At 71.0% G+C, this 25,841-nt stretch carries 27 protein-coding genes and 1 pseudogene; 13 read left to right on the top strand and 15 right to left on the bottom strand.

All coding sequences use genetic code 11. The features are described 5' to 3' along the window. The first annotated feature begins 21 nt into the window (after window positions 1-21). The gene (locus ACFZP7_RS04485) at window positions 22-576 is read left to right on the top strand and encodes a PadR family transcriptional regulator (RefSeq protein ID WP_385633899.1); all 555 of its coding nucleotides are present in this window, start codon (window positions 22-24) and stop codon (window positions 574-576) included. A 46-nt stretch (window positions 577-622) separates the two neighbouring features. Here the strand turns inward: ACFZP7_RS04485 and ACFZP7_RS04480 are convergent, their stop codons facing one another. Beyond that, entirely contained in the window at window positions 623-1,180 is a 558-nt protein-coding gene (locus tag ACFZP7_RS04480; protein ID WP_019327184.1) for a hypothetical protein, read from the bottom strand. 196 nt (window positions 1,181-1,376) lie between these two features. After that, the gene (locus ACFZP7_RS04475; protein ID WP_385633898.1) at window positions 1,377-2,390 is read right to left on the bottom strand and encodes a fibronectin type III domain-containing protein; all 1,014 of its coding nucleotides are present in this window, start codon (window positions 2,388-2,390) and stop codon (window positions 1,377-1,379) included. Window positions 2,391-2,823: 433 nt separating this feature from the next. Here ACFZP7_RS04475 and ACFZP7_RS04470 point away from each other — a divergent pair, with 433 nt between their 5' ends. Continuing rightward, entirely contained in the window at window positions 2,824-3,675 is an 852-nt protein-coding gene (locus tag ACFZP7_RS04470) for a glycoside hydrolase family 75 protein (RefSeq protein ID WP_385633897.1), read from the top strand. A 24-nt stretch (window positions 3,676-3,699) separates the two neighbouring features. Here the strand turns inward: ACFZP7_RS04470 and ACFZP7_RS04465 are convergent, their stop codons facing one another. Continuing rightward, on the bottom strand, window positions 3,700-4,461 hold the full coding sequence (locus ACFZP7_RS04465) for an SDR family NAD(P)-dependent oxidoreductase (protein WP_031020727.1): 762 nt from the start codon (window positions 4,459-4,461) through the stop codon (window positions 3,700-3,702). A gap of 145 nt (window positions 4,462-4,606) precedes the next feature. On the opposite strand from ACFZP7_RS04465, the gene ACFZP7_RS04460 reads away from it, so the two are divergent. Then, complete coding sequence (locus tag ACFZP7_RS04460) at window positions 4,607-5,254, top strand: TetR/AcrR family transcriptional regulator (protein ID WP_385633896.1); 648 nt, start codon at window positions 4,607-4,609, stop codon at window positions 5,252-5,254. 139 nt (window positions 5,255-5,393) lie between these two features. Here the strand turns inward: ACFZP7_RS04460 and ACFZP7_RS04455 are convergent, their stop codons facing one another. The 5 genes from ACFZP7_RS04455 to ACFZP7_RS04435 all read right to left on the bottom strand — a co-directional run bounded on the left by ACFZP7_RS04455 (window position 5,394) and on the right by ACFZP7_RS04435 (window position 9,623). Next, on the bottom strand, window positions 5,394-5,804 hold the full coding sequence (locus tag ACFZP7_RS04455; RefSeq protein ID WP_031020731.1) for a PTS-dependent dihydroxyacetone kinase phosphotransferase subunit DhaM: 411 nt from the start codon (window positions 5,802-5,804) through the stop codon (window positions 5,394-5,396). After that, the gene (gene dhaL, locus ACFZP7_RS04450; protein ID WP_019327190.1) at window positions 5,797-6,396 is read right to left on the bottom strand and encodes a dihydroxyacetone kinase subunit DhaL; all 600 of its coding nucleotides are present in this window, start codon (window positions 6,394-6,396) and stop codon (window positions 5,797-5,799) included. The genes ACFZP7_RS04455 and dhaL overlap by 8 nt, the downstream gene beginning before the upstream one ends. 49 nt (window positions 6,397-6,445) lie before the next feature. Then, a complete protein-coding gene (gene dhaK, locus ACFZP7_RS04445; RefSeq protein ID WP_030976401.1) occupies window positions 6,446-7,438 on the bottom strand; it encodes a dihydroxyacetone kinase subunit DhaK in 993 nt (330 codons plus the stop codon). A 429-nt stretch (window positions 7,439-7,867) separates the two neighbouring features. Then, window positions 7,868-8,206, bottom strand: coding sequence for a hypothetical protein (locus ACFZP7_RS04440; RefSeq protein WP_385633895.1), 339 nt, complete (start codon window positions 8,204-8,206; stop codon window positions 7,868-7,870). 520 nt (window positions 8,207-8,726) lie between these two features. After that, on the bottom strand, window positions 8,727-9,623 hold the full coding sequence (locus ACFZP7_RS04435) for a helix-turn-helix domain-containing protein (protein WP_385627461.1): 897 nt from the start codon (window positions 9,621-9,623) through the stop codon (window positions 8,727-8,729). A gap of 97 nt (window positions 9,624-9,720) precedes the next feature. Here ACFZP7_RS04435 and ACFZP7_RS04430 point away from each other — a divergent pair, with 97 nt between their 5' ends. The 4 genes from ACFZP7_RS04430 (at window position 9,721) to ACFZP7_RS04415 (ending at window position 12,494) form a co-directional block, all read left to right on the top strand. Beyond that, window positions 9,721-10,311: a non-oxidative hydroxyarylic acid decarboxylases subunit B gene (locus tag ACFZP7_RS04430; protein WP_062135628.1), complete on the top strand. Its 591-nt coding sequence runs from the start codon at window positions 9,721-9,723 to the stop codon at window positions 10,309-10,311. A 71-nt stretch (window positions 10,312-10,382) separates the two neighbouring features. After that, on the top strand, window positions 10,383-11,813 hold the full coding sequence (locus ACFZP7_RS04425) for a non-oxidative hydroxyarylic acid decarboxylases subunit C (protein WP_046249754.1): 1,431 nt from the start codon (window positions 10,383-10,385) through the stop codon (window positions 11,811-11,813). Window positions 11,814-11,869: 56 nt separating this feature from the next. Then, entirely contained in the window at window positions 11,870-12,136 is a 267-nt protein-coding gene (locus ACFZP7_RS04420) for a non-oxidative hydroxyarylic acid decarboxylases subunit D (protein WP_385633894.1), read from the top strand. A 136-nt stretch (window positions 12,137-12,272) separates the two neighbouring features. After that, window positions 12,273-12,494 (top strand): hypothetical protein, encoded by a 222-nt coding sequence (locus ACFZP7_RS04415; protein WP_225619582.1) that lies wholly within the window; start codon window positions 12,273-12,275, stop codon window positions 12,492-12,494. A gap of 90 nt (window positions 12,495-12,584) precedes the next feature. On the opposite strand, the gene ACFZP7_RS04410 is transcribed toward ACFZP7_RS04415, so the two are convergent. From ACFZP7_RS04410 to manD, 4 genes are all read right to left on the bottom strand, one after another. Next, window positions 12,585-13,619 (bottom strand): L-idonate 5-dehydrogenase, encoded by a 1,035-nt coding sequence (locus tag ACFZP7_RS04410; protein ID WP_385633893.1) that lies wholly within the window; start codon window positions 13,617-13,619, stop codon window positions 12,585-12,587. 47 nt (window positions 13,620-13,666) lie between these two features. Then, window positions 13,667-15,061: an MFS transporter gene (locus tag ACFZP7_RS04405; RefSeq protein ID WP_385633892.1), complete on the bottom strand. Its 1,395-nt coding sequence runs from the start codon at window positions 15,059-15,061 to the stop codon at window positions 13,667-13,669. 76 nt (window positions 15,062-15,137) lie between these two features. After that, window positions 15,138-16,589: a mannitol dehydrogenase family protein gene (locus ACFZP7_RS04400; RefSeq protein ID WP_385633891.1), complete on the bottom strand. Its 1,452-nt coding sequence runs from the start codon at window positions 16,587-16,589 to the stop codon at window positions 15,138-15,140. After that, complete coding sequence (gene manD / locus ACFZP7_RS04395) at window positions 16,586-17,794, bottom strand: D-mannonate dehydratase ManD (RefSeq protein ID WP_046249749.1); 1,209 nt, start codon at window positions 17,792-17,794, stop codon at window positions 16,586-16,588. Before manD ends, ACFZP7_RS04400 begins: the two co-directional genes overlap by 4 nt. Before the next feature lie 90 nt (window positions 17,795-17,884). Here manD and ACFZP7_RS04390 point away from each other — a divergent pair, with 90 nt between their 5' ends. Further along, window positions 17,885-18,595 (top strand): GntR family transcriptional regulator, encoded by a 711-nt coding sequence (locus ACFZP7_RS04390; protein WP_127432861.1) that lies wholly within the window; start codon window positions 17,885-17,887, stop codon window positions 18,593-18,595. 2 nt (window positions 18,596-18,597) lie between these two features. On the opposite strand, the gene ACFZP7_RS04385 is transcribed toward ACFZP7_RS04390, so the two are convergent. Then, on the bottom strand, window positions 18,598-18,861 hold the full coding sequence (locus ACFZP7_RS04385) for a hypothetical protein (protein WP_385633890.1): 264 nt from the start codon (window positions 18,859-18,861) through the stop codon (window positions 18,598-18,600). 331 nt (window positions 18,862-19,192) lie between these two features. On the opposite strand from ACFZP7_RS04385, the pseudogene ACFZP7_RS04380 reads away from it, so the two are divergent. Then, window positions 19,193-19,742, top strand: a pseudogene (locus ACFZP7_RS04380) (YciI family protein). Window positions 19,743-19,767: 25 nt separating this feature from the next. After that, a complete protein-coding gene (locus tag ACFZP7_RS04375; RefSeq protein ID WP_385633889.1) occupies window positions 19,768-20,952 on the top strand; it encodes a GDSL-type esterase/lipase family protein in 1,185 nt (394 codons plus the stop codon). Window positions 20,953-21,176: 224 nt separating this feature from the next. Here the strand turns inward: ACFZP7_RS04375 and ACFZP7_RS04370 are convergent, their stop codons facing one another. Next, window positions 21,177-22,028, bottom strand: a complete 852-nt coding sequence (locus ACFZP7_RS04370) for an enoyl-CoA hydratase/isomerase family protein (RefSeq protein WP_220670365.1) — start codon at window positions 22,026-22,028, stop codon at window positions 21,177-21,179. Window positions 22,029-22,070: 42 nt separating this feature from the next. On the opposite strand from ACFZP7_RS04370, the gene ACFZP7_RS04365 reads away from it, so the two are divergent. Next, a complete protein-coding gene (locus ACFZP7_RS04365; protein WP_078855328.1) occupies window positions 22,071-22,475 on the top strand; it encodes a helix-turn-helix domain-containing protein in 405 nt (134 codons plus the stop codon). 139 nt (window positions 22,476-22,614) lie between these two features. Here the strand turns inward: ACFZP7_RS04365 and ppk2 are convergent, their stop codons facing one another. Further along, window positions 22,615-23,607: a polyphosphate kinase 2 gene (ppk2, locus tag ACFZP7_RS04360; RefSeq protein WP_030976403.1), complete on the bottom strand. Its 993-nt coding sequence runs from the start codon at window positions 23,605-23,607 to the stop codon at window positions 22,615-22,617. A 341-nt stretch (window positions 23,608-23,948) separates the two neighbouring features. On the opposite strand from ppk2, the gene ACFZP7_RS04355 reads away from it, so the two are divergent. Next, entirely contained in the window at window positions 23,949-24,392 is a 444-nt protein-coding gene (locus ACFZP7_RS04355; protein ID WP_019327240.1) for an Rrf2 family transcriptional regulator, read from the top strand. An 89-nt stretch (window positions 24,393-24,481) separates the two neighbouring features. Continuing rightward, window positions 24,482-25,750, top strand: a complete 1,269-nt coding sequence (locus tag ACFZP7_RS04350) for an amidohydrolase family protein (RefSeq protein WP_385633888.1) — start codon at window positions 24,482-24,484, stop codon at window positions 25,748-25,750. The last annotated feature ends 91 nt before the right edge of the window (window positions 25,751-25,841 follow it).

Here is a 25,841-nt window from a genome sequence, read left to right as displayed (position 1 = left end):
GGCCGTCCCTAGGATGAGCCCATGTCACTCCCGCACGCGATCCTCACCGCCCTGGTCGAAAAGCCCTCGTCGGGGCTGGAGCTGACCCGCCGGTTCGACAAGTCGATCGGCTACTTCTGGTCCGCGACGCACCAGCAGATCTACCGCGAGCTGGGAAAGCTGGAGGCCGACGGCCTGATCCGCGCCCTGCCCGGCGGACAGCCGGCCCGCGGGCAGAAGAAGTCCTACGAGGTGCTGCCGGCGGGCCGCGACGAGCTGGCCCGCTGGACCGCCGCCCCGCAGGACCCCAAGCCCCTGCGGGACGCGATGCTGCTGCGGTTGCGGGCCGCGGCCGTGGTCGGCACCTCCGGCATCGAGGCGGACCTGCGCCGCCATCTGGAGCTGCACGAGCGGCAGTTGGCCGAGTACGAGGAGATCGAGGAGCGGGACTTCCCGCCCGGCAGGGACGGCACCGAGGACCGGCTGCGGCATCTGGTGCTGCGGGCCGGCATCGATCTGGAGACCTTCTGGACCCAGTGGCTGCGGCACGCGCTGGCGCAGTTCGGCGAACTCCCGGACGAGGGCGGCCGGACCTGAGGAGGACCACGGTCCGGACCCCGTACGGCCGGAGGACGGGCCCGGCTCAGAACCGGTACGGCTTGGAACGCCGGCGCAGGAACCAGGCCGCCGCGATCACACCGGTGCCGACCAGCGCGCCGCCCGCGACCAGGGTGGCCGTGCCGTAGTCCTGGACGGCCCCGCCGAGGCCGCCCAGCACGCCGCGCGAGGCGGAGGGTGAGGGCGCCGGGGAGGCGGAACGGCTGGGCGAAGGGGAGGGCGAGGGCGCCGGGGAGACGATGACGGTCTGGGACCCGGCGGTGCTGTTGTTGGAGCACATGACGATCACGGTGTACGTGCCAGGGCTGATCCCCGACCAGCTGGCGCCCTGCCCGGTGCTGTTCCCGGTCAGGGCCACCTGCCGCCCCTGGGCGAAGTCCCCCTGGCCTCCGGTGATCAGCGAGGCGGTGCCCCAGCTGCCGTTGAGCTGGGCGCAGGCGGTGGTGGTGACCGACACCGTGGTGCCGGTGGTGCTCACCGAGATGCCCGGACCGGCGGTGGCCGGCCCGGCGGTGAGGGCGACGGGCAGCGCGGCGGCTGCCACGGTCAGGCCGGAGCGGAGGAGTGGCGAAGAGATGCGCATGTGGACTGCCCTCCGGCGGCACGGTCGGCGGTACGTCCCATGCGCCGCCGAGATCGGAAACGCCCGTGCTGCCTCACGGGAAGCCAACAGGGCGGCGACCCGGCCCGCATGCGGAGCGCGACCGCGCAGGTGACGGGCGGCCACCGGGCGCCTCGGCCCGTCGTCGCCCGGGGGCCGGCGCACGGCCGGCCCGGTGTCACCCTCCCGTGCCCGTCGTCACCTTCCGCTCCGCCGAGAAGCCGCCCCAGGTGCCGTCCGACAGCCGCGCCCGGACCCGCACCCGGTGCGTGACACCGGCCTGGCTCCCGGCGTAGAAGCTGTACTCGGCCCGCTCGCGCGGCGCTTCGTCGCCGTACACGAGCGATGTCGCCGCACGGCCGTCCAGCTCGATCTGATACTCCGTGATCACCCCGTCCCCGCGCGGCGGGACCCAGCTCAGATCGATGTAGTAGGCCCCGTCGGCCCGGTGCGAGGACGCGCGCAGGGCGGTGGGAGCGGTGGCCGCGGCGTCGTCGGAGCCGGGAGCGGTGAGCCGCACGGCGGCGCCGGCCGGTGAGACGTTGTCGGCGGCGTCCCGCGCCCGGACGGTGAAGGTGTAGCGGGTGCCCGGGCGCAGACCGGTGACCTGGGCCGAGGTGCGATCGCCGCCCACGCTGTGGACCTTCGTGCCGCCCTGGTGGATGTCGTACGACACCACCCCTCGGTCGTCGGTCGAGGCCGCCCAGGTCAGCCGGACCGCCCGGGCGCCCGCCGCCCGGCCTCGGGTGTCGCCCGGACGGGTCGGCGGCGTGTCGTCGGTGACGGCGGCGGGCGTGGTCGCCCGCACCTCGCGGCTGCGCGGTCCGAGCCGCCCGTCGGCGTCGCGGGCCCGCACGGTGAACGCGTAGGCGGTCGAGGGGCGCAGCCGGGTGACGTCCACCATGCGGTCGGCGGCGGGCACCTCGTCGACCCGCGTGCCGCCGCGGTACACCTCGTACGCCTCGGCGCCCTCGACCGCGTTCCACATCACGTGCACGGTCGTCGCGCTGCCCGCCTCGGCGGTGACACCCGTCGGCGCTCCGGGGAGCGGTCGGCTGCTCGTACCGTCGTCCCCGGTGCCCCAGCCGCAGGAGGAGACGAGCGCGAGGGCGGCGCACAGCAGGGCGCTACGGCGCAGGGCGCGTGGGACGCGGGTGGGGGAGGGGGTGGCGGGGGCGGGGACGTCTCGCACGGCGCGGCCTCCGGGCGGCGTGGGGGTGGCTCCGGCAGGTCTTCGGTGGGGCCTCGACCTGGCGGCAATGGTCCGGACCAATATGGGCCAGTGACGCGATCACATCAAGAGGGCGTCGTGGGGGTTCGCTCGGTCCGGTTGCGTATGCTGAAGCTCCTCGCGGCCGAAACCCTCCGCACGGACGGGGAGTTCGGGAGGTGGCGCGGACCGCTGTCGTCGCTGTCGCCGCGCCGACGCGGGCGGTGGGCGGGCCGGCGCCGAGGGCCTGGCCCGCCCGCCTCCGGTCGCGGGCCCGGAGCGCGGCCGGGGGCGGGGAACGGGGGCGCGGGGGCGCGGGGTGTCCACCGTCTGGCCCACAAAAGGTGGCCGCGTGGGCGATTCGGGGACAGATGTGGCCGAGTGACCGTCCATGTCCCCCAGGAGAGGCCACAACGTGCGTGTCCAGTCGCTGACACTGGTCGCGGCCAGTGCCGCCCTGCTCGCCCCCACGACGTTCCCCGACGCTCCGCCCCCGCCCCTGCCCGGCCCCCAGGCGCACCTCCGCTCCGGCCTCCCGCACGAGGGCGGGCCGGACCGCGCGGACCGCTCCGCTCCCCGGATCGGGCCCGTGCTCCCGCTGTCGCGGCCCGGGCCGGTACCGACCTCCGGGGCCGCATCGCGGCCCGCGGCGCGCCCCGGGGCCGGGGACAGCCGGAGCGCCGGGCCGGTCAGCGCCGCCGACCTGCTCGCCCGGGTCCGCGACTGCGACCCCGTCTCGAAGGGCCGCTACCGCACCGACGCGGGGAGGCCGGCCGACGTCCCGGTCTGCGGTACGGACGAGGCCGTGTACTGGAAGGCGGACCTGGACGTCGACTGCGACGGACGGCCCGGCGACCGCTGCAACAGCCGCACCGACCCGCACTTCACGCCCGCCACCGCCTACACCCAGTCGGACGGCCGCGCCCTGGACGCCGAGCGCCTGCCCTACGTCGTGGTGCCCGAGCCCGGCGAGATCTGGGACCACCGCGCGGACGACGTCCACGGAGGCTCGGTCGCCGCCCTGGTCCACGGCGACCGGGTGCGGTACGCCGTCGTCGGCGACGTCGGCCCGCGCGACCTCATCGGCGAGGCGTCCTACGCCGCCGCCGAATCCCTCGGCATCCCGGCCGACCCGCAGGGCGGCGGGGTCGCCTCCGGCGTGACGTACATCGTCTTCAAGGGCAGCGAGGTCGAGCCGATCGAGGACGAGGACGCCGCCGAGAAGGCGGGGGAGCGGCTCGCGCGGGAGTTCGTGGACGGCCGGTGAGGCGGGCCTCCCGCGACGAGCACGTCAGACGGCGGACCAGCCGTCGTCGACGGGGAGGACGGCGCCGTTGATGTTGCTCGCCGCCTCCGAGGCGAGGAACAGGATCGCCGCCGCCTGCTCCTCGGGCTGCGACACCCGGCCGAGATTGGCGAAGTGCGCCCCGAGCGTGGCCGGTCCGTGGGCGCCCTGCTCGGCCTCCACGGTGATGGCGGTCCGGGTGCCGCCCGGGCAGATCGCGTTGGCGCGGATGCCCCGCCCCCGGTACATCACCGCGAGGCTCTTGGTCAGCCCCACCACGCCGTGCTTGGACGCCGTGTAGGCGGCGCCCGCCGCGCTGCCGCGCAGGGCCGCCTCCGAGGCGGTGTTGACGATGGCGCCCCGGCCCGCCGCCAGCATGTGCGGCAGGACCGCCCGGGTCAGCAGGAAGGGCGCGGTCAGGTTCACCCTGAGGACCCGCTCCCACTCCGCGTCGCTCACATCGGCCAGTGCCGACATCCGGTCCATGATCCCGGCGTTGTTCACCAGGACGTCGACCCCGCCGAACCGCTCCACCGCCGTGGCCGTCACCCGGTCGACGACGGCCTGCTCGCTCAGGTCGCCCGTCACCGCCACCGCGGTGCCGCCGGCCCGCTCGATCTCCTGGACGGCCGCTTCGACGCCCTCCGCGTTGAGGTCCGCCAGCACGACCCGGTCGCCCTGTGCGGCGAAGCCCAGGGCGGCGGCCCGCCCGATGCCCGATCCCGCCCCGGTGACGACGACACTGCGCCCGTCCGGTCGCTCGGCCATGTGGTGCTCCTTGTCATGAGGTGGCGGGACGGGCGCGGAGCCCGTCGGTCCGCTCACCCTACGACTTAATGTCGGTCAGTGACAAAAAATGCGGACGGGCAGTGGTGGAGAATTCGGGAGCACAGCACCGGCGCCGGAGGAGCAGATGGCCGCAGCCAGCGGACGCACAGGACGACCGCCCCTGACCGAGGAACGCAGGGCCGAGATCCGCTTGGAGATCGCCCGCGCCGCCTTGGACCTCTTCGTCGCCCAGGGGGTCGCTGCGACCACGGGCGAGCAGATCGGCCGGGCGGTCGGCATCTCCGCACGCACCGTGTGGCGCTACTTCCCGACCAAGGAGAGCTGCGTACGCCCCCTGCTGACCGCCGGCGCCGGACTGGTCGCCGAGACGCTGCGCCAGTGGCGGCCGGGACAACCCCTCGACGAGGCGTTCGACTTCGAGCGGCGGGCGGCGGAGGACGACCGCCTCCTCGCCGCACCCGCCCACGCGACCGTCGGGGCCCTGGTGCGCCTGACCCGCACCGAACCGGGCCTGCGGGCCGTATGGCTGCAGACCTACGACGAGGCCGAACCGGCGTTCGCCCGCGCCCTCGCCGAACGGGCCGGCCTGCCCGCCGACGACCTGCGCCCGGCGATCCAGGCCGCCATGTTCAACGCGGCACTGCGCGCGGCGGTGGAACACCACGCCTGGCACGCGGCCGACGACACCCGCACGGACGCCGCCACCGCCCGGGCGGACCTGGCCCGGGTCCTGCGCACGGCCCTGACGACCGTGGCGGCCGGCCTCTCCTGACACACCGCGGCGACCGGGCCGGCCACGCGAGGGAGGACCGGGGAGGGGAGGAGCGCCCTCCCTTCAGGCGGGGGGGTGCCCTCCCGCCTGGAAGGGAGCGCCCTCCCGCCTCCTCCCGGTCCGCGGGACGACCCGGCGGTCAGGTCTTCCGGTACGAGTACGCCTCCGCGGCGGCCGCCTCCACGGCCGCGAGGTCGGCGCCCGTCGCGGCCGTGACGACCGCGGCCACCGCGCCCTCGACGAAGGGGGCGTCCACCAGCCGGGTGTTCTCCGGCAGCTCGTCGCCCTCGGCGAGCAGCGCCTTCACGGTGAGCACCGCGCTGCCGAGGTCGGTGAGGACGGCCACCCCCGCCCCCCGGTCCACGGACGCGGCGGCCGCCGAGACCAGCTCCGAGCTGGTGCCGAACTCCCCGGACGCGGTCCCGCCCGCCGGGGCGACGGGCACGTCGACCCCGCCGCCCGACAGGGCCTTCGCCAGGTCCGCCACCGACGCGGCGACCTGGGCGCTGTGCGACACCAGAACGATTCCGACCAGCTTCCCGTCACTCACCGGCCGCCTCCTCCAGCGCGGCGAACAGCAGCGCGGCCGAGGTGGCGCCGGGGTCCTGGTGCCCGATGCTGCGCTCGCCCAGATAACTCGCCCTGCCCTTGCGGGCCTGCAAGGGGGTGGTCGCCCGGGCACCCTCGTCGGCGGCGGTACGGGCCGCGGCGAACGACTCCGCGAGGGCGTCCACCGCGGGCACCAGGGCGTCGACCATGGTCTTGTCGCCCGGCTGCGCGCCACCGAGGGCACGCACCGCGTCCACGCCCGTGCGCAGGGCCTCGGCCAACTGCTCCGCACTCACCTCGGCGGCGTCTCCGAGCGCCTTGCCGGTGCGGCGCAGCAGCGTCCCGTACAACGGCCCCGAGGCTCCGCCGACCGTCGAGATCAGCTGCCGTCCCGCGAGGGTGAGGACCGCCCCGGGAGTGCCGGGCGCCTCCTTCTCCAGCGTGGCCGCCACGGCCGTGAAGCCGCGCTGGAGGTTGCTGCCGTGGTCGGCGTCGCCGATGGGCGAGTCGAGGGCGGTGAGCCGTTCCGCCTCACGGTCGACCAGGGCGGTGGCCGCCGTCATCCAACGGCGGAAGAAATCGGCGTCGAGCACAGGATCTCCTTGCCTGGTAGGTACGTGACGATGCATTCCCCGTCCACCGTCACATGCCCCACCTCAGGCCCGGCGTCCGCACCGGCGCGTCCCACAGCCCCAGCAGTTCCTCGTCGATCTCGCACAGGGTGACCGAGGCCCCCGCCATGTCCAGGGAGGTGACGTAGTTGCCGACGAGGGTGCGGGCGACGGCTGTCCCGCGCTCGCCGAGCACCCGCTGCACCTCGGCGTTGAAGCCGTACAGCTCCAGCAGCGGTGTGGCACCCATGCCGTTGACCAGCACCAGCACGGGGTTGCGCGGGTTCAGGTCCGTCAGTACCGCGTCCACGGCGGCCTCGGCGATCTCACCCGAGGTCATCATCGGGCGCCGCTCCCGGCCGGGCTCACCGTGGATGCCGATGCCCAGCTCCAGCTCACCGGCGGGCAGGTCGAAGGTGGGGCTGCCCTTGGCGGGCGTGGTGCAGGCACTGAGCGCGACCCCGAAGCTGCGGGAAGCCTCGTTCACCCGGCGGGCGATCGCCTCCACCTGCTCCAGCGGCCGGCCCTCGTCCGCCGCCGCCCCGGCGATCTTCTCCACGAACAGCGTCGCCCCCGTGCCCCGGCGCCCGGCCGTGTAGAGACTGTCCGTCACCGCCACGTCGTCGTCGACCAGCACCTTGGCGACCTGGATGCCCTCGTCCTCGGCCAGCTCGGCGGCCATGTCGAAGTTGAGCACGTCGCCGGTGTAGTTCTTGACGACGAACAACACCCCCGCCCCGCTGTCCACGGCCGCCGCGGCCCGCACCATCTGGTCCGGCACCGGAGAGGTGAACACCTCACCCGGACAGGCCGCCGACAGCATGCCGGGCCCCACGAACCCGCCGTGCAGCGGCTCGTGCCCGGACCCGCCGCCGGACACCAGGGCCACCTTGCCCGCTACGGGCGCGTCGCTCCGCACGATCACCCGGTTCTCGACGTCGACCGTCAGCTCGGGGTGCGCCGCCGCCATACCGCGCAGCGCGTCCGCGACCACGGTCTCGGGGACGTTGATGAGCATCTTCACGGGTACCTCCTGGGAGCCCGGCAGGCCAGTCAGTGACCTGCTTCTTTGCTGTTCAGAGTGGGTGAGGGCGGTTCTCGGTCTCGGGGTTCCGTGACGGCTCGGAGCGGGTTCCGGCGGTACTGACGCTGACTCGATGCTGACTTCGGTGACGCCCGTCAGCCCCGTCGGGCGCGGCTCGGTCGGGATCCCCGCTGTCGCAGTATCGGCCTTGCGGCAGCGAAGGTCACGCGCAAGAACGGCATGGGCGCGCCCAGGTCAGAAACGGGCTGTACCGGATGACGGCGTTTTGTGGGCCGTGGCAGCTGATCGCTGGTTGAGCAGGTCACCCCTGGTGAATCGTTCAAGCGGCCAGCGGGTCCTCCGGCCGGACGCTGGGGTACGCCATCACGCGCGTGCCGATCGGGCACCGGGCGTTCCCCTGCTCTGCGTTCACCGCTGCCCTTCCTCGGCGAGCGCCTGGTTCGCGGTGCTCAGGCGGCCGGCGTTCCGGCGGGCGGCCCGCTCCACCGCGCTGAAGCCCTTCAGCAACGACTCCAACTGGTGCACGGTCGCGTTCTCGCCGCCGCCCGGTTCTTGGACGGCGAGTTGGTGGATCAGACTGATCATGTAGCCGACGCTGGTGTTCTCCTTGCTGTAGAGAAACACCCGGCGCGTGCTGTCGGTCGGGAGCCCGGTCGGCAGGTGACCGATGTTGTGCTCGGCCGGCTTCTGCTCGATGCGCTCGATGACGCGAGAGCCGGCCTTCTGCGCTCCGATGAGGCGTACCAACTGTTCGACGTCCTGGGTGGCGTACCCGTCGATGTACTTGAGGGTGGCCGCCAGGCGGGCATGGTTCCCTCTGACGTCTCGTCATCAGTAGCAGCAGTCCCCGCCGATGCAGGACGGCGGTCGACTACCTTCATGGCGCCGTCGACCACCTGAGTAAGGACCAGCTGGACCTCCGGGACCCAATTACGCCGTACTGTGCCTTCAGGCAGCAGCTGAAGTGCTCCACAAGGGCCCGCCTCAGCGGCAGCATTGGCCCCTCATCTTCAAGAACCCCGGGCTGGCCACCCTCGGCTCGACGGCCCCGGTTCTGCGGCGTGTGCTGTCCGTGGCCACACGGGACGCGTGCAACGGGGGCCGGCAGCCGATCGGGAAGGGGGCGCACAGGTGTAGGTGAACGAGCCGCGGGCCTCGGAGCGTCACCGACGAAACCTCCTCGCCCATGTGCTTCGCGTCCGTCGCCCGGGTGTGGGCCCGCCTGGCCGACGACGTCCCCGGGTAACCGGAGGAGGACCGGCGTGGGTCAGGCGCCGCGGGCCGTCCTGCGGAAACCCGTCGGTGTCGTGCCCGTTCGCTGCCGGAAGAACTTGGTGAAGTCGCTCGCGTCGGCGAACCCGAGCCGTGCGGCGACGGCGGCGACGGTCGACGGACCGTGAGCCAGTTCCCGTTTGGCCTCCAGCGCTACGCGTTCGTCGATATAGCGCTTCGCCGACATGCCGGTCACGGCCTCCGTGGCACGGGTGAGGGTGCGACGGTTGTAACCCAGCGCTGCCGCGTAGTCCTCCACCCTTCGGGTCGCCGGGAAGTCGCGCTCTACCGCGGCGCGGAAGCGGCGGAACGTCTCGTTGGTGGTAGGCCTTCCGTGCTCGGATCCGTACGCCCTGGCCAGTCGCACCACCAGAACCGCCAGCAGATGCCGCAGGACCTGCACGTGGGACTCCAGGGGCAGCTCCGCCATGGCCTCGTACTCGTACCGCAAGTGCTCCAGTGCCCGGGACAGGCCTTCCGCGTGCGGGGCGCCGGGGGTGAGGGGTCGAAGGGAGGCCACGTCGGCGACTGAGGAGGCGGCGGTCTCCGTGTCGGGGAAACCGGCCGGGAACGCGACCAGAAGACCCTGGGCACCCGGCAAGTCCGTGCCCCAGCGCTGCACCTGTCCGGGGTGGATCCACAGCCAGGCACCGTCGGACAGCTCGTACCGGGTGAAGTCCACGGAGACGGTCGCACGGCTGCCCGGCCGCACGTGGACGAGTTGGTGGAACGCGGGGCGCAGCGAGGCGTACGGGTCATTGCCGTGCCGGCGGGCGCGCTCGGCCAGCCCCGCGAGCTGCACGAGTTCCAGACCCGGCGGTGAACCGGCCGTACGCCGGAGGGTGAGGTCCCGGATGACCGACCGCTGCGCATCCTGTCCGTTTTTCCCCATGGTGAGTCCCAAGTGTACCGCCGTCGCCCTCGACCGGTCTTCTAGCGTGATGACGTCGGCGCAGCTCAGTGCCAGTGCATGAGGAAGGAAGATCCGGATGAGACTGATCGTGGGCATGACCGGGGCCACCGGTGCCGTGTTCGGTGTCCGGTTCCTCCAGGTGACGGCCCAGTTGCAGGACGTCGAGACGCATCTGGTCCTGAGCCGGTGGGCGCGGGCGACGATCGAGCTCGAAACGGGCATGACCGCGGATCAGGTCGGCGACCTGGCCGATGTCGTGCACCGTCCGGAGGACCAGGGCGCCACCATCTCCTCGGGGTCGTTCCGCACCGACGGCATGGTGATCGTGCCGTGCTCGATGAAGACCCTCGCGGGCATCCGCGCCGGATACGCCGACGGTCTGGTCGGGCGCGCCGCCGACGTGGTGGTCAAGGAGCGCCGCCGGCTCGTCCTCGTACCGCGCGAGACACCGCTGAGCGAGATCCATCTGGAGAACATGCTCGCGCTGTCCCGCATGGGCGTGCAGTTGGTGCCGCCCATGCCCGCCTTCTACAACCACCCACGGTCCGTGGACGACATCGTCGACCACGTCGTGGCCCGGCTCCTCGACCAGTTCGACCTGCCCGCGCCCGCCGCCAAGAGGTGGGAGGGCATGCGCGCCGCACGTCAGCCGCGCCCGGCTTCCTGACCCGCGTTCCGGGGACACCGGTGCGCCCCGACGCCTTTCCACCCCTTCCCTTCGGCTTCCACGGAGCACCCATGGCTTACGACGACCTGCGCGAATTCCTCAGCACGCTGGAGAAGGAGGGCCAGCTGCTGCGCATCACCGAACCGGTCCTCCCCGAACCCGACCTGGCCGCCGCAGCCAACGCCGCCGGGCGCATCGGCGACGGCGCCCCCGCCCTGTGGTTCGACGACGTCAAGGGCTTCACCGACGCCCGGGTCGCCCTCAACGTCCACGGCTCCTGGGCCAACCACGCCCTCGCCCTCGGTCTGCCCAAGCACACTCCGGTCAAGGAACAGGTCGAGGAGTTCGCCCGTCGCTGGGACGCCTTCCCGGTCGCCCCGGAGCGACGCGAGGACGCCCCGTGGCGGGAGCACACGCAGGAAGGCGACGATGTCGACCTCTTCTCCGTGCTCCCCTTGTTCCGCCTCAACGACGGCGACGGCGGCTTCTACCTCGACAAGGCCGCCGTCGTCTCCCGCGACCCCGAGGACCCCGGCCATTTCGGCAAGCAGAACGTCGGGACCTACCGCCTCCAGGTCGTCGACAGGAACCGGCTGGCGATTCAGCCCGTCCCCGTGCACGACATCGCCCTCCATCTGCGCAAGGCCGAAGAGAAGGGCGAGGACCTTCCCGTCGCCATCACCCTCGGCAACGACCCCGTGATGGCCATCGTGGCCGGGATGCCCATGGGGTACGACCAGAGCGAGTACGAGATGGCCGGCGCCCTGCGAGGCGCCCCTGCGCCGATCGCCACAGCACCCCTGACCGGTTTCGACGTGCCATGGGGTTCCGAGGTCGTCATCGAGGGGGTCATCGAGAGCCGCAAACGGCAGATCGAGGGGCCCTTCGGCGAGTTCACCGGGCACTACTCCGGTGGCCGCCGCATGCCCGTCATCCGCATCGACCGCGTCTCCCACCGCACGAACCCGGTCTTCGAATCGCTCTATCTGGGAATGCCCTGGACGGAGTGCGACTACCTCGTGGGCCCCAACACCTGTGTCCCGCTGCTGAAGCAGCTGCGCGCCGAATTCCCCGAGGTGCAGGCCGTCAACGCCATGTACACGCACGGACTGCTGGCCGTCATCTCCACCCGGAAGCGGTACGGCGGATTCGCCAAGGCCGTGGCCATGCGCGCCATGACCACCCCGCACGGACTCGGTTACGTCAGCACGGTCATCATGGTCGACGAGGACGTGGACCCGTTCGACCTGCCGCAGGTGATGTGGGCGATGTCGTCCAAGGTCAACGCGGCCGGTGACGTGATGATCCTGCCCAACCTGCCCGTGGTGGAACTGGCCCCAGCCGCCCAGCCGGCGGGCCTGACCAGCAAGATGATCATCGATGCCACCACGCCCGTGCATCCCGACCAGCGCGGCAACTTCTCCACGCCCACCAAGGACCTGCCCGAGGCGAAGGACTGGGCGGCCAAGCTCCAGCGCCTGCTGTCCGAAACCCGCGGCTGACGCCCTCACACACCGGCCGTCCGGCCGCCCACCCCGTTGCGAAGGAAGACACCCCGATGACCGACTGCTGCCCCCGCTGCGCCCACGAGAGCGTCAGGACCCTGCACTCCTCGCCCCTGCCCGGCGTCTGGGACGTCCTGCAGTGCGGACGCTGCCTCTACACCTGGCGAACCAGCGAGCCGGCCCGGCGTACGCGCCGCGACGCCTACCCGGAGGCGTTCCGGCTGAGCTCCGACGACATGGCGAACGCCGCAGAGGTGCCGACCGTCCCGCCCTTGCGCTCCAGCGGCCCCGGCCAGAAGACCGGCCTGACGGACGGCTGACGGCGTACCCGCATTTCCGGCCTTCGTCGCGGAGGCGAGGAGACGGCGCCGGGGAACGGGCAGACGAAGCGTCATGAGGGACACAGAGCTTCGGTACGACGGACGCGACAGGCAGGAAGCCCGTGCCCGGGGAACCATGGCGATCTGGCGGTGGGCCAGGTGGGCGGCGCTCTTCCTCGCTGCCGGCTGGGCGCTGAACTCGGTCGTCGGGCTGGTGGAGGGCGCGCGGGTACAGGAGTTGTGGTGGCCTCTGCTCAGTACCGCCATCTGGGTGGCGGTGACCGTGAACGGCTTCGTGACCTACCGCCGGATCAGGACCACGACTCTGCCGGCCATCACGGGACGGCCATCCACCTGACTGCTTCTCCCCGGCCACGAGGTCCATCCTCACCGTACGAGGAACTTCACTCCTTCATGTGACGGGGCGCAGCCTCCTCACCGATCCGTGTCACGAATCGGTGGTGAGACGCAGCATGACCTTGCTGCTCCCGCTTTCCGGGTCGGCGGCGACGGCGAGTGCCTCCTCTGCTCGGTCCAGCGGGAAGCGATGGGTGATCAGGGGGGACACGTCCAGACCGTCCGCCAGTGCGCGCAGCGCGTCGTCGATCTCATCGACGAAACGGTACGAGCCGATCCAAGTGATCTCCCGGGTCACCAGGTCGCCGAGCGTGGTGGCCGCGGGGGTGCCGGGCAGGTTGCCCACCTGGACGAGCGTGCCTCCTCGGGCGGTGGCGCGCAGCACCGGTCCGAGCGCGGCCGGGGCACCGGATGCCTCGAAGGCTACGTCCACGTCCTCGGGCAATCCGTCACCGACGGAGATGTCGTACGTTTCGTCGGCGCCCATGGCGCGGGCGACGGCGAGGGAGGACGAAGCCAGATCGGCGGCGACGACCCGGCCTGCCCCGCGGTACAGTGCGGCGGCGACCACCAGGGAGCCGATCGGGCCGCAGCCGTTGACCAGGACTGTACGGCCGCGCAGGTCGGGAACTCGGCCGACGGCGTGCAGCGCGACGGCCAACGGTTCGGCCAGAGCACCCTGTTCGGTGCTGACGCCGTCCGGCAGCGGACGGATCTGGGCCGCGGGGACCGCCCGGTACTCGCTGAACCCGCCGTCGGTGTGCGGGACGAAGGCCGCCGACCCGAAGTAGCGGACGTGCGGGTAGAGGTTGGTGCGTCCGGCGATCCGTTCGGGAAGGACACCGTCGCCCATCAGTCGGGCCGGGTGCACGGTGACGGGTTGGCCTTCGCGGAGGCCGGTGACATCGCTGCCGAGCGCAGCGACCCGGCCCGCGAATTCGTGGCCGAGCACGAGAGGGTGTGTGAGCGAAGCCGTGCCGGACGCGCCCTTCTTCCAGTAGGAGATGTCGGAGCCGCAGATGCCGCCCCATTCCAGGGCCAGCAGTACCTCGCCCGCCTCCGGCACCGGCCGGGCACGTTCCTCGATGCGCACGTCGCCGGGGCCGTGTACCACGACTGCCCTCATCTGGTTCTCTCCGGCGATTGCGGGCGAGGGGTTTTCGGTGGTCGTCCTCATACGGCGTCCTCCAGCCGGACCAGGTCGCGTCCGCGAGTCTCGGGTGCGAGGTACGCGCTGACGAAGGTGATGAGCGAGTAGACGATCAGCATCGCCGCGATGGGCCACCAACTGCCGGTGACAGCCGTAAGAGTGGCCGCCAGGACCGGGCCGATCGCGGTGGCGAGGATGCCGCCGAGTTCCTTGGCGAGCGCGAGCTGCGTGAAGCGGGTGCGGGAGCCGAAGAGTTCGGCCATCGTGACGCTTTCGAGTGAGAACAGGCCGAGGACGCCGACGTTGAGCCCGAGGGCCATACCGATCATCACGCCCGGGGTCGAGCCGGAGGTGATGAGGAGCATCATCGGAAAGGCGAGGACGGTGGTCAGGGACGAGAGGGTGAGGTAGACGGCTCGGCGTCCGAAGCGGTCGCCGAGCAGGCCGATCACCGGCACGGTGGCGAATCCCGCCAGCGAGCCGTACACGATCGCGTCCGTCGGGACCGACCGGCCGACCGCCAGGTTGGTGGCGAGGTAGCCGACCAGGAACGTCTGGATCAGACCGGAGTTGCCCGCCTGGCCGAAGCGCAGCCCCAGTGCGAGGAAGAACGCCCTGCCCTTGCGCTGGCGGATGCCGGCCGCCAGGACACTGCCCTCGTGGCTGTCGGCCGTGGCGATCGCGGACTCGACCTCGTCGCGGGCAAGCGCCACGCCGTCCACGACGTCGGGGCGTTGCTCGAAGACCGGGCTTTCCTTCAGACTCCGGCGCAGCCACACGGCGAAGATCATCAACGCGAAGCTGAGCAGGAAGGGCAGCCGCCAGCCCCAGGAGAGCAGCTGGTCCTCGCTGAGCACGGCGAGCAGAACGGCCCACAGGGCGGAGGCGGCGAGTGTCCCCGAGTTCGTGCCGAGCGATACCAGCGAGGAGATGAGGCCGCGCCTCCGCACGGGCGCGTACTCGGTCAGCATCACGGTGGCCCCGGCGATCTCGGCTCCTGCGCCGAAGCCCTGCACCAGGCGCAGTACGACGAGAAGCACCGGTGCGAGGATGCCGATCGTGGCGTAGGTGGGAAGGACCCCGATGAGGGTGGTGGATGCGCCCATCAGCAGGATCGTGAGGTAGAGGACCTTCTTGCGGCCGATCCGGTCGCCCATCCGCCCGAAGTAGACGGCGCCGGCGAGCCGGGCGACGTACCCGACCCCGTAGGTGGCCATCGCGGCGATCAGTCCGATGGCTGGGCTGACGTCCGGGAAGAAGATCTTGTTGAAGACGATCGCGGCAGCCAGCGAGTAGAGCTGGAAATCCATGAACTCCATGGCGGTGCCGAGCCAGCCCGAGACAGCGGCCCGGGTGAGATCGCGTGTGGTGCGCTGTGCGGATGGCGTCTGCTGAGCGGCTATGACGCTGTCCTTCATCGTGAACTCCGTTGTTCGGGATATCGAAGTGAGGCTCAGATGCGGCGGACTGAGGAGGGCGGCGGTCACCGAGGGGTCAGAACTCGACGACTCCGGTACGCAGGGCGGGGAGCCGGTTCGCCACGGCGGCGGTGAGCCCGTCGTCGTCGGCCAGGTCCGCCGCGCCGAGCACGCGCAGCAGCGCGCGTACGGTGGTGGCGGGGCGGGTCGCGGGCCGCCAGCAGGCGGCGAGCGCCTCGGTGGCGGGATCGGCGGGTGCGTCGGCCGTGCTGGTGCTGTGCGCCCAGGCGGCGAGGGCCAGTTCGAGGACCGGGGTGCTCGTGCCGCGTGCCCGCAGTTCGCGCAGGGCGGGTAGCCAGCGTTCCGTGATCTTCAGCGATCCGTCGGAGGCGATCTGCCGCAGCCGGTGGTGCATGGACGGGTTGCGGAAGCGTACGACGAGGTCGTCGGCGTACGCGGCCGGATCGGGGCCGCCGGCCGGGAGGGTCGGGGCGATCTCCGCGCACAGCGCCCGTACGAGGCGCTCACCCCATCCGGCCGCCATGGTCTCGGCGATGGTGGTGAGTCCCGCGGCCGTACCGAGGTAGGCGAGCGCCGAGTGGGAGCCGTTGAGCAGCCGCAGCTTGGTGAGCTGGTAGGGCGTGACGTCCGGGACGAACAGGGCACCGTCCAGTTCCCAGCGTGGCCGGGGTGCGACGAAGGAGTCCTCCAGCACCCACTGCCGGTACGGCTCACCGGTCACGGGGAGGGCGTCGCGCACCCCGAGCGCGGCGTCGGCCGCCGCCCGCCCGGCCTCGCTCGTCGCGGGAACGATCCGGTCCACGACCGTCGCGGGGAAGGAGACGGACTCCGTCAGCCGGTCCAAAATCCGCGCGCGGTCCGGCCAGGCCGAGGCACGGACGAAATCGTGGACCACACGGCCCAGGACCGCCCCGTTGTCCGCCATGTTGTCGCAGGACACGACGCTGACCGGGGGCGCGCCCGCGCGCATCCGCGCGGCCAACGCGGCGGCCAGTCGTCCGACCACAGTCGTGAGCCGTCCGTCGGAGGACGCGGCGAGGTCGGCGGCGACCGGCCCGGCCAGGGTGTCGAGTCCGCCCGTCGACGGGCAGCGGTGGTAGCCCTTCTCGGTGACCGTCAGGGTCACCACCGTCACCTCGGGGTCGGTGAGCAGAGCGTCGACGGCAGCGGCCTCGGGTCCCATGGCGAGTGCGCCGACGACGGCACCGACGACGCGTGTGCGGTCTCCGTCCGGGTGGTGTTCGGTGAGTGAGTACAGGCAGTCCTGGCTCCGCAGTTCGCGTACGGTTCCGGTCGACCGGGGGGCTACCGCGGTGATGCCCCAGGGCTCGCCGGAGCGGGCGGCAGCGTGCTCGGTGAACACGGCCTGGTGCGCCCGGTGGAAGGCGCCGAGACCGAAGTGAACGATGCGGGTGCGCAGTTCGGCGGGAGCGACCACGGGTCGCAGCTCGGGTGCGAGCCGGGGGAGTACCGCGCGGTCCAGCCGGGGGAGGGTGTCGGTGCTCACCAGTCGTGCACCGACCCGTCGAGACGACGGGCCACAGGGAGGTAACGCCGTTGATAGGGGAAGCGTTCCGCGGCCTTCTCGTCGTACTCGACGCCGAGGCCCGGTTCGTCGGAGGGGTGCAGCATGCCGTTGGCGAAGGTCACCCCCGTGCGGAACACCTCGGCGGTCTCGTCGGGATGGCCCATGTATTCCTGGATGCCGAAGTTCGGCACGGCGATGTCGACGTGGACGGCGGCCGCCATGCTGACGGGGGAGAGGTCGGTCGCCCCGTGTGACCCGGTCCGCACCTGGTAGAGCGCGGCGAGGTCGAAGATCCGTCGCAGATGGGTGATGCCGCCCGCGTGAACGACGGTGGTGCGGACGTAGTCGATGAGCTGTTCCGTGATCAGGTGCTGGACGTCCCAGACCGAGTTCATCACCTCGCCGACCGCGACCGGTGTCGTGGTGTGCCGGCGGATGAGCCGGAACGACTCCTGGTTCTCGGCCGGGGTCGGGTCCTCCATCCAGAACAGCCGGCAGCCCTCGACGCTCTTTCCGAACCGGGCAGCCTCGATCGGGGTCAGCCGGTGGTGCACGTCGTGCAGGAGGTGGAAGCCGAAGCCGAAGCGTTCCCGCACTGCCTCCAGGTAGGTGGGCGCGAACCCCAGGTAGGCCTCGGTGTCCCAGGGCTGTTCGTCGGGCAGTTCGGTCGCGGCCGGCTCGTAGACCTTGCCCTTGCGCACCCCGTACGTGCCGCCGACATCGGGTACGGCGGCCTGGGCCCGTACAGCCTTGTAACCCAGCTCCAGACAGCGCTCGACGTCGTCCAGCAGCGAGGGGATGTCGGTGCCGCTGGCGTGCGAATAGACCAGCACGCCGTCACGGGACCGGCCGCCGAGGAGCTGGTAGACGGGCAGCCCTGCTGTTTTGCCCTTGATGTCCCACAATGCGGTGTCGACGGCAGCGATCGCGGTCATGGTGACCGGCCCGCGCCGCCAGTAGGCACCCTTGTAGAGGTACTGCCACATGTCCTCGATCCGGGCGGGGTCCCTGCCGATCAGCAGTGGTGCCACGTGGTCGCGCAGGTAGCTCGCGACCGCCAGCTCACGACCGTTGAGGGTGGCGTCACCGAGCCCTGTCGCTCCGTCCGAGGTGGTGATACGCAGGGTGACGAAGGTACGGCCGGGCGAGGCCACGAACACTTCGACGCGTTCGATCTTGCTCACAGGTGCTCCTTGGTCGCGAAGTGCTTGTATACAAGCACCTGTCGCCGAGTGTGGCAATACTTGTGCCGTCGTCCTACGTACGATGTGCACATGCCTCAGAAGAACGGGCGGACGAGTCGGCGCGACATCTACCAGAAGTTGCGCCAGATGGTCCTGACCCTCGAACTCGCTCCGGGCGCGGCCCTCTCGGAGAACGAACTCGCCGCGTCACTGGGCGTCAGCCGCACGCCCGTGCGGGAGAGTCTGATCCTGCTGGCCCAGGAGGGCCTCGTACAGGTCTTTCCGAAGATCGGGTCGTTCGTGTCGCGGGTGGATCCCGCGCAGGTCGCCGACGCGCAGTTCCTCCGGGAGGCGGTGGAACTCGCCTCGCTCCACGCCCTTCCCGAGCATCTCGACCCCGCGATCGTCGAGGACCTGCGAGTCAACCTGGACCGCCAGAAGCGCGCGGACCTTGACCTCGAGGAGTTCTTCGAACTCGACGAGGCGTTCCACCAGAACCTGATGCGGCTGAGCGGACACGGCAACGTCTGGACCACCGTCGCCGCAGCCAAGGGCCACCTCGACCGAGCCCGGCGCCTGGGCCTGCACGAGAACGCGTCCCCGGCCGCTTTCGCCGCCCAGCACCACGAGATCTTCGAGGCGATCGTCGGCGGCGACGTCCCGCTCGCCCACACGGCAATGCGTACTCACCTGCGGGCCGTCTTCAGCGACATCGAACGCATCCGTGCGCACTCGCCCGAACTCTTCGCCGCCGACGCGTCGACGGTGCCCGTGCGACGCAACATCGTGGTGTGGGAGTGACTTCACCGGTCGACGACTGAACCTTCCTCCGACGCCCGCAGGGACGGTTCCTCTCGGTCAGGACCGTGCAACTGGCCGGCCAAGGGATCCTTCTTGCACGCGCGATCCAGGCGCGGGGCCTGCCGAACCGGCCCCTCGAGCGGGTCAGCCGGCGGCGTGGTAGCCGAGCCCGCGGTGGGCGAGGTGGTGAGGGTGTCACGCGACTGCTCCTCCTCGGCTTCATCGTGGTCGCGGGTGAAGAGCAGGTAGCAGGTTCGTTCGCCCATCCAGGCTAGGGCCTCCAGCCGGGAGCGGTCCTGCGCGGGATCACCCCCGAAGGGACGGGCGGGATGCGCGACGCGGCCGCCGCCGGGGGTCGGGGGCGCTCAGCGGTTGCGCGTCGACCGGAGCCTCCGCGCGTGCCGCCGTCGTGCGGCGATGACGTCAGGCGGGGGACGTCGGCGGGGGGAGAGCGGGGCGGGCACGGTGCCAGCGGGCGGGATGTCGCCACCGGCCGGAGGCGTCGCGGGCGACATCGACGCCGACTTCCACCATCAGTTGTCAACGTTGCCGAAAGCGAGTTGAGTCGGTGCCTTTGATGGGAAAGGGTCTGTGGTCATGGAGTTCTTCTGCTACCACCGTGACCGGCCCGGCTCCCTCGCGTTACGCGAGGAGTCGGTGGAGGAGCACTGGTCCTACATGGACCGGTACGCGAAGGAGCTGATCGCTCGCGGCCCGACCTTCGCCGATGACTGTCAAACAACCACCGGCAGCGTGCACATCGTCGATCTGCCCGATCCCGCCTCCGCCCGCGCGTTCGCCTTCGAGGAGCCCGACTACCAGGCCGGCGCGTACCGGGATGTGCTGCTGCGCCGGTGGCGCAACGTGCTGGGGCGCACCATGTGGGATTTCCCCGGTGGCCGGACCGATGGCAACCGGTACCTGGTGCTCGGCCTCGGCGAGGGGCCCGGCCGCCGACCTTGTCCCGCCGCTCGACCGGGAGGAGCTGGTCGCGTACGGGCCGCTGCTGTCCGACGACGGCAACACCTGGCTGGGTACGGCGGTGCTGCTCAGGGTCCCGGAACCGGACACGGCACGAGCCGTCCTGACTGCGGACCGGTACGCGGACATCGAGGTCCACGACCGGGAGTTCGGCGGGCGTCGATGAGCCACGAAGACGTCGGGTCGATGACATGCCCGAACCACGTCGACCCGGGACGGCGGCGGTGACGGCGGCGCTGCGGGCGGTTCCGCTGGTGGGCGGGCCGGTGGAGATACGGGGTGCGTTGGACCTGGAGACCACACAGGCCGGGGTGATGCCGCGCCGGTTGCCCGCGTGGACCAAGGAGCAGTACCAGGACCCGTCGGTCTACGGGGTGACCGTGATGCCTTCGGGGGTGCGGCTGGTGTTCCGCACCGATGCGCGCACATTGGAGTTCGAGGTACTCACCTCCACCGGCCAGCTCGCCTCCGACCCCCAGCCTCGCCCGACTGGGATGCTGGAGCTGCTGGTGGACGGCGACTTGTCCGGGCGTCAGCAGGCGCCGGTGGGCAACGTGCTGCGGATGGGGGCCCCCGGAACCGTACAGCGACTCATCCCGGGCGAGCCAGGGACTGTACGGTTCGCCGGGCTGCCGGCCGGCATGAAGGGCATCGAGTTGTGGCTGCCCCAGCAGACCCCGACGGAACTGGTGGCCCTGCGCGCTGACGGTGACGTGCTGGCACCGCTGCCGGACGGGCGGCGCCGCTGGGTGCACCACGGCAGTTCCATCAGTCACTGCATCGAGGCTGACGGCCCGACCGGGACCTGGCCGGTGGTGGCAGCTGGGCTCGGAAGGGTGGAGGTGATCAACCTCAGCCAGGCGGGTAACGCGCTGCTGGATCCCTATGTCGCCCGGACGATCCGCGATACGCCCGCCGACCTGATCAGTCTCAAGGTGGGCATCAACATCGTGAGTCTGTCCGCCTTCCGACTGCGGACGTTCGGCCCGGCGGTACACGGCTTCCTGGACACGATCCGGGATGGACACCCGGACACCCCGCTGCTGTTGATCTCTCCGGTGAGCTGCCCGGCCCTGGAGGAGACTCCCGGCCCCACCACGACCGGCCCTGACGGGAGGCTCGCCGCCCTGGGCGACCCGGCCGATGTGGCCGGCGGGGCGTTGTCGCTGGCGGTGGTCCGTGCCGAGCTTGCCCGGATCGCTGTGGCACGACAGGCGTCCGATCCCCACCTCCACTATCTCGACGGACGCGAGCTGCTCGGCCCGGACGAGGCAGACGACCTGGCAGACGGTCTTCATCCCACCGCCACCGCTTACCGTCGAATGGGCAAGCGTTTTGCAGCTCACGCCTTCGCGACCGACGGTCCCTTCCGCTGAATGAGCTGGCTCCCCCTCGGGGGGCGCCGTTCACCCCGTGGCGCGGACGTCCGGCACCTGGATCACTCTGCCGCCGCCGGATCCGATCGCCAAGGCCTCACACCGAACTCATCCCGAAACAATCAGCTTCACAGAGTTTGAGGTGGCCCGTACGGTCGTTCGACCCGAATTGCCAAACGGACCGTACGGACACCTTCTGCACTCCACCCGAGCAGCGTGATGCGTTACGGATGGCGGACGAGGTTCGCGCGCAGCACCTTTTCGAGGTTCAGCTCCACCTCGCGCGTGTGAACCCCGGCCGCGAGCGCTGCCCGGGCAAGCTCCCCAGACGCGGGAGTGAACGTTTCGCCGAGCAGGCGGTTCTCCGCGCGCAGTGCCTCCTCGAGCGTGCCGTCGGCCGCGTCGATCGCCTCGGCAGCCGCGGCGCGGACACCGTCGGGCAGAGACGCGATGGCCCGTGCGACCCACTCAACATATTCATCCAGTTCTGCGGCGGGCAGGGCTCGGTTCACCCAACCCCACCGCTCGGCAGTGGCCGCGTCGACGAGCCCGCCTGTCAGCACGATCTCGAGAGCGCGAGCGCGACCCACGAGGCGGGGCAGGTGGGCAGTTGCACCGGCTCCAGGGACGATGCCGATCAGTGCCTCGAACTGGCCGAGCGCCGCAGTCTCGAGGGCCGCGAATCGCAGATCCAGGCTGGAGACCAGCTCGGCTCCACCGCCACGGGCGAGTCCCGCGACCTTGGCGATGGTGGTCTGAGGCAGACGCCGCCAGCGTTCATGAAGCCGCATCATCGGGCCCGTCCCGACAAGCGTCTCCTCCGCGACCGGGAGGGCGGCGTAGGTCGCGGGGTCCTCCACGAATGACAGGTCGCCGTGCGCCAGGAAGAACTCCGGATTAGCGCTCTGGACCACGATGACGTGCAGATCGGGATCCTTCTCGGCCGATGCGGCGACGGCGTCCAGGTCGAGCATGAGCTGCGCCGTCATCAGGTTGACGGGCGGAACATCAATCGAGACCCACAGCACTCCGTCCTGGCGCTTGAGATCGAGGCTGGGCAGGGACTGTTCGGTCATGAGATTCCTTCGAGTTGCCGGTATCCCTGGTATACCTGGTACATGGAAGGTACTTCAAAGAAACCTGGTATCCGTGAGGATCGGGCCGGTCACGAGACCATCGTCGGCCCGCAGCGCGAGCTCCTGGATCAGCTGCTGGACAAGTGGGGCCATCTGCTGCTGGCCGCGTTGTGCCGGCAACCGCGACGCTTCAACGAGCTCAAGAGAGAGCTCGATGGGGTCACTCAGAAATCGCTGACGCAGGCACTGCGACGGTTGGAACGCAACGGCCTCGTCGAGCGCCGGGTACTGATGCAACGCCCCGTTGCTGTGGAGTACCGGATCACACCGCTGGGCCGCACGCTTGAGGAACCCTTCTCGATCCTGCGCTCCTGGACCGCCGACCACCTCCCCGAAGTCGAACGGCACAGGGAGGCATTCGACAAAGGCGCGGACACCCTTCACTGATTTTTTCGGGATGACTTCGGTGTGAGGGTTTGGCGATCGGATTCAGTGGCGGCAGACCGGTACCAGATCTCGGATGATCTTGTGCCTGATGACCTTTGGACGCGTCTGCCCCGGGTGCCCCCACCCGGCGCTCAGCGCATCAGCTCTGGCGGCCTGGATGGCTGCCGGGGCCGTCGCCGTTCCCGGTCAGCGGGGTGGGTGAGAGGTCGGCGGGCTCCTCGCCGGCCTCCAGCAGGGTGTCGGCGGCGCCGACGATCAGCGGGTCGGGCCTGCCCACGGCGGAGCCGTCCTTGGCGGGATAGTCGCAACGGTCGAGCAGGCTCCGCATCGCCTCCAGCCGGCCGCGCCGCTTGTCGTTGGTCTTCACCACCGTCCACGGCGCGTGCTCGGTGTCGGTGGCGCGGAACATCTCGACCTTGGCCGCCGTGTACTCGTCCCAGCGGTCGAGCGACGCGAGGTCGGTCGGCGACAGTTTCCAGCGGCGGACCGGGTCGATCTGGCGGATGGCGAAACGGGTGCGCTGTTCGGCGCGCGAGACGGAGAACCAGAACTTCACCAGCATGATGCCGTCGTCGGTCAGGAGCCGCTCGAACATCGGCGCCTGGCTGAGGAACTCACGGTGTTCCTCGTCCGTGCAAAAGCCCATCACCCGCTCCACGCCCGCACGGTTGTACCAGGAGCGGTCGAAGAAGACGATCTCCCCGCGAGCGGGGAGGTGAGTGACGTAGCGCTGGAAGTACCACTGGCCCGCCTCCCGTTCGGTCGGCTTCTCCAGGGCCACCACGCGGGCTCCGCGCGGGTTGAGACGCTCGGTGAACCGCTGGATCGTGCCGCCCTTTCCGGCGGCGTCCCTGCCCTCGCACAGCACAACGATCCGCTGGCCGGTGTCCTTCACCCAGCGCTGCATCTTGAGCAGTTCGATCTGCAGGACGCGTTTGTGACGCTCGTACTCGGCCCGGCGCACCTTGCGGTCGTACGGGTAGTTCTCCCGCCAGGTCTCGATGTGACTGCCGTCGGCGTTGAGCAGAACCGGCCTCTCCGGTCGCCGCTCGTTGACGACCAGTCCGTCGAGCAGTTCCTGCCCACCCGCGTCGCCATCCGCGGACGGCTCGTCGTGGCGCTCGTGCACCATCTCGCTTCCCACCTCTCCTCAGACCGGCAGGGGTCGCCGTGTCGGCCGCCTGCCGGCGGAGCGGCCGGGCCTCGCGGCCGGGGGACGGGACCCGAACGGCTCGCCTGGCGGGCCAGGAACCTCGGAACCGGCTCGGGACGCCGGATGCGGGGTGTGCCGAGGACCGTTCTGTTCGGCGGTACACGGCCCTGCCTCCCGCCCGCTTGCCCGCTCCGGCCTGGAACAATCCACCGGCGGCCTGCCTCCCACCTGCTCAGGCTGCCCTCGGGCGGCTCGGTTGACCGGCGAATCAACTGCAACTACCTTGGTTGCAGTTTATCGGCGGTGGCGAGGAGCCGGAGATGGCGGGGCTCAGCAGTAGGAGCGCGGTCGCGATTCACGCGCTCGCGATGCTGGCGCACCGGCGTGGAGGCTCGTTGACGTCCGCGGAGATCGCGGACAGCCTCGACAGCAACCCGGTCCTCGTGCGACGCGTCCTCGGCCGCCTGCGAGACGCTCAGCTGGTGCGGTCCACCGATGGGCGGGGCGGCGGCTGGTCCCTCGCCCGCACCCCGCGGGACATCACCCTCCACGACGCGTACGCCGCCGTAGAGGGTGGGCGTGTCTTCTCGAGGCACCCCCATCCGCCCAGTGGGGCGTGTGTGATCGGCCGCAACATCGGCGCTCTGCTCGACGCCGAGTTCCGGAGCGCGGAGCGGGCTCTGGAGGAACAGCTCGGCCGGACGACGATCGCCGCCCTGCTGCAGCAGATTCTGGCCTGCGACAGCGAAGCGCAGGACGGCTGATTCCCCGGTGACGCACCCGCGACCCGTGTCATGACGCACGCCCCAACCGCAACCAATGTGGTTGCGGTTTCTTCTCAGGAGTGAGAGCGATGCACCAGGAAGCCGAAGCGACCGCGAGCGCCGGGGCTCGTGGCCCCGCGACCTACGACCTCGTCATCCGCCGCGCACATGTCTTCGACGGCCGCCAGAAACTCACCGGTCTGTACGACGTCGCCGTCGACGGCGCGGAGATCGCTTCCGCATCGGCCGAACCGCTCGCGGGCAGACAGGAGATCGATGCGGCCGGAGCATGGGTCATGCCGGGACTGATCGACACCCATGTCCACTTCTACGACGTGCGCGCGGTCTCCGATTCCGACTCGATGCGGGCCTTCGAGGAGAACGAACTCCCGGGGCGGCTCGGGCTGTTCCTGGAGCACGGGGTCACCACCATCAAGTCGGTGGGCGATCCGACGGGCGGGATCCTGGACACCCGGGCCGGAATCGCCGAAGGCACACTGCGTGGCCCGCGACTGCTGGCAACCGGTTGCGGCATCACCGGACGCGACGGGCATCCCGCCGCCACGGTCTTCGGCGACAACCCCTGGGCGCGCGAGCGCTTCACGGGAGAGGTCGACAGCGTGCAGGAGATCCGCGACCTGGTGCACCACCTCGCCGACCGCAAGGTGGACGCGATCAAACTCCTGTCGGAGGGTGCGTGCGCACACTCCGGCGGGCCGGGATACCTGTGGCGGAACCCCGCCTTTCCGGACGGCGTCGAACTGCAGCGGCTGCCCCGCGCACTCCTTCGGGCGGGTGTCGAGGCCGGGCACGAGCGGGGACTTCGGGTCACCGTCCACACCACCCAGCAAGTCGCGGCACGCGAGGCGATCGAGGCCGGGGCGGACGGCCTGGAGCACGGTGTCACCGTCGAGCCCCTCACCGACCGCTCGCTCATCGACCTGATGCTCGAACACGACATCACCTACACGCCCACGCTCTGGATCGACGACGCCCACCCGGACGCGCGTGGCAATCTCCAGAAGGTCTCCCGGGCCGGCGTGCACATCGCGCTGGGCAGCGACACCTTCAGCGGCCGGGGCCTGTTCGGAGCCAACACCGTGGAAGAGGCCGAGCTCATGGTGGCAGCGGGGATGACGCCCACCCAGGTACTGGCCGCAGGCACCAGCGGGGCGTCGCGGCAGTGCGCCCGCCCCGACCTCGGCACGGTGGCCCGAGGCAAGCGCGCCGACCTGCTCGTACTGGACGCCGATCCCACCGCGGACATCGGGAACCTCCGCCGTCTCCGCATGGTCATCCTGAACGGCGAACTCGCCGTCGACAAGCGCCGGACGGCTTCGTCCGGATCACCGCGCTGACCACAGGAAGACGCCCGCGATGCGAGGCCTGCCAGGTCAGGCGGTGAGCACGGAGACCACCGCCCGCGGGCTCCCCGGCCGGGGCGCCCAC

This window comes from Streptomyces sp. SudanB5_2050 (assembly GCF_964272335.1).
GTDB classification, from domain to species: Bacteria; Actinomycetota; Actinomycetes; order Streptomycetales; family Streptomycetaceae; genus Streptomyces; species Streptomyces rochei.
This window is presented reverse-complemented; position numbering and strand designations above follow the sequence as displayed.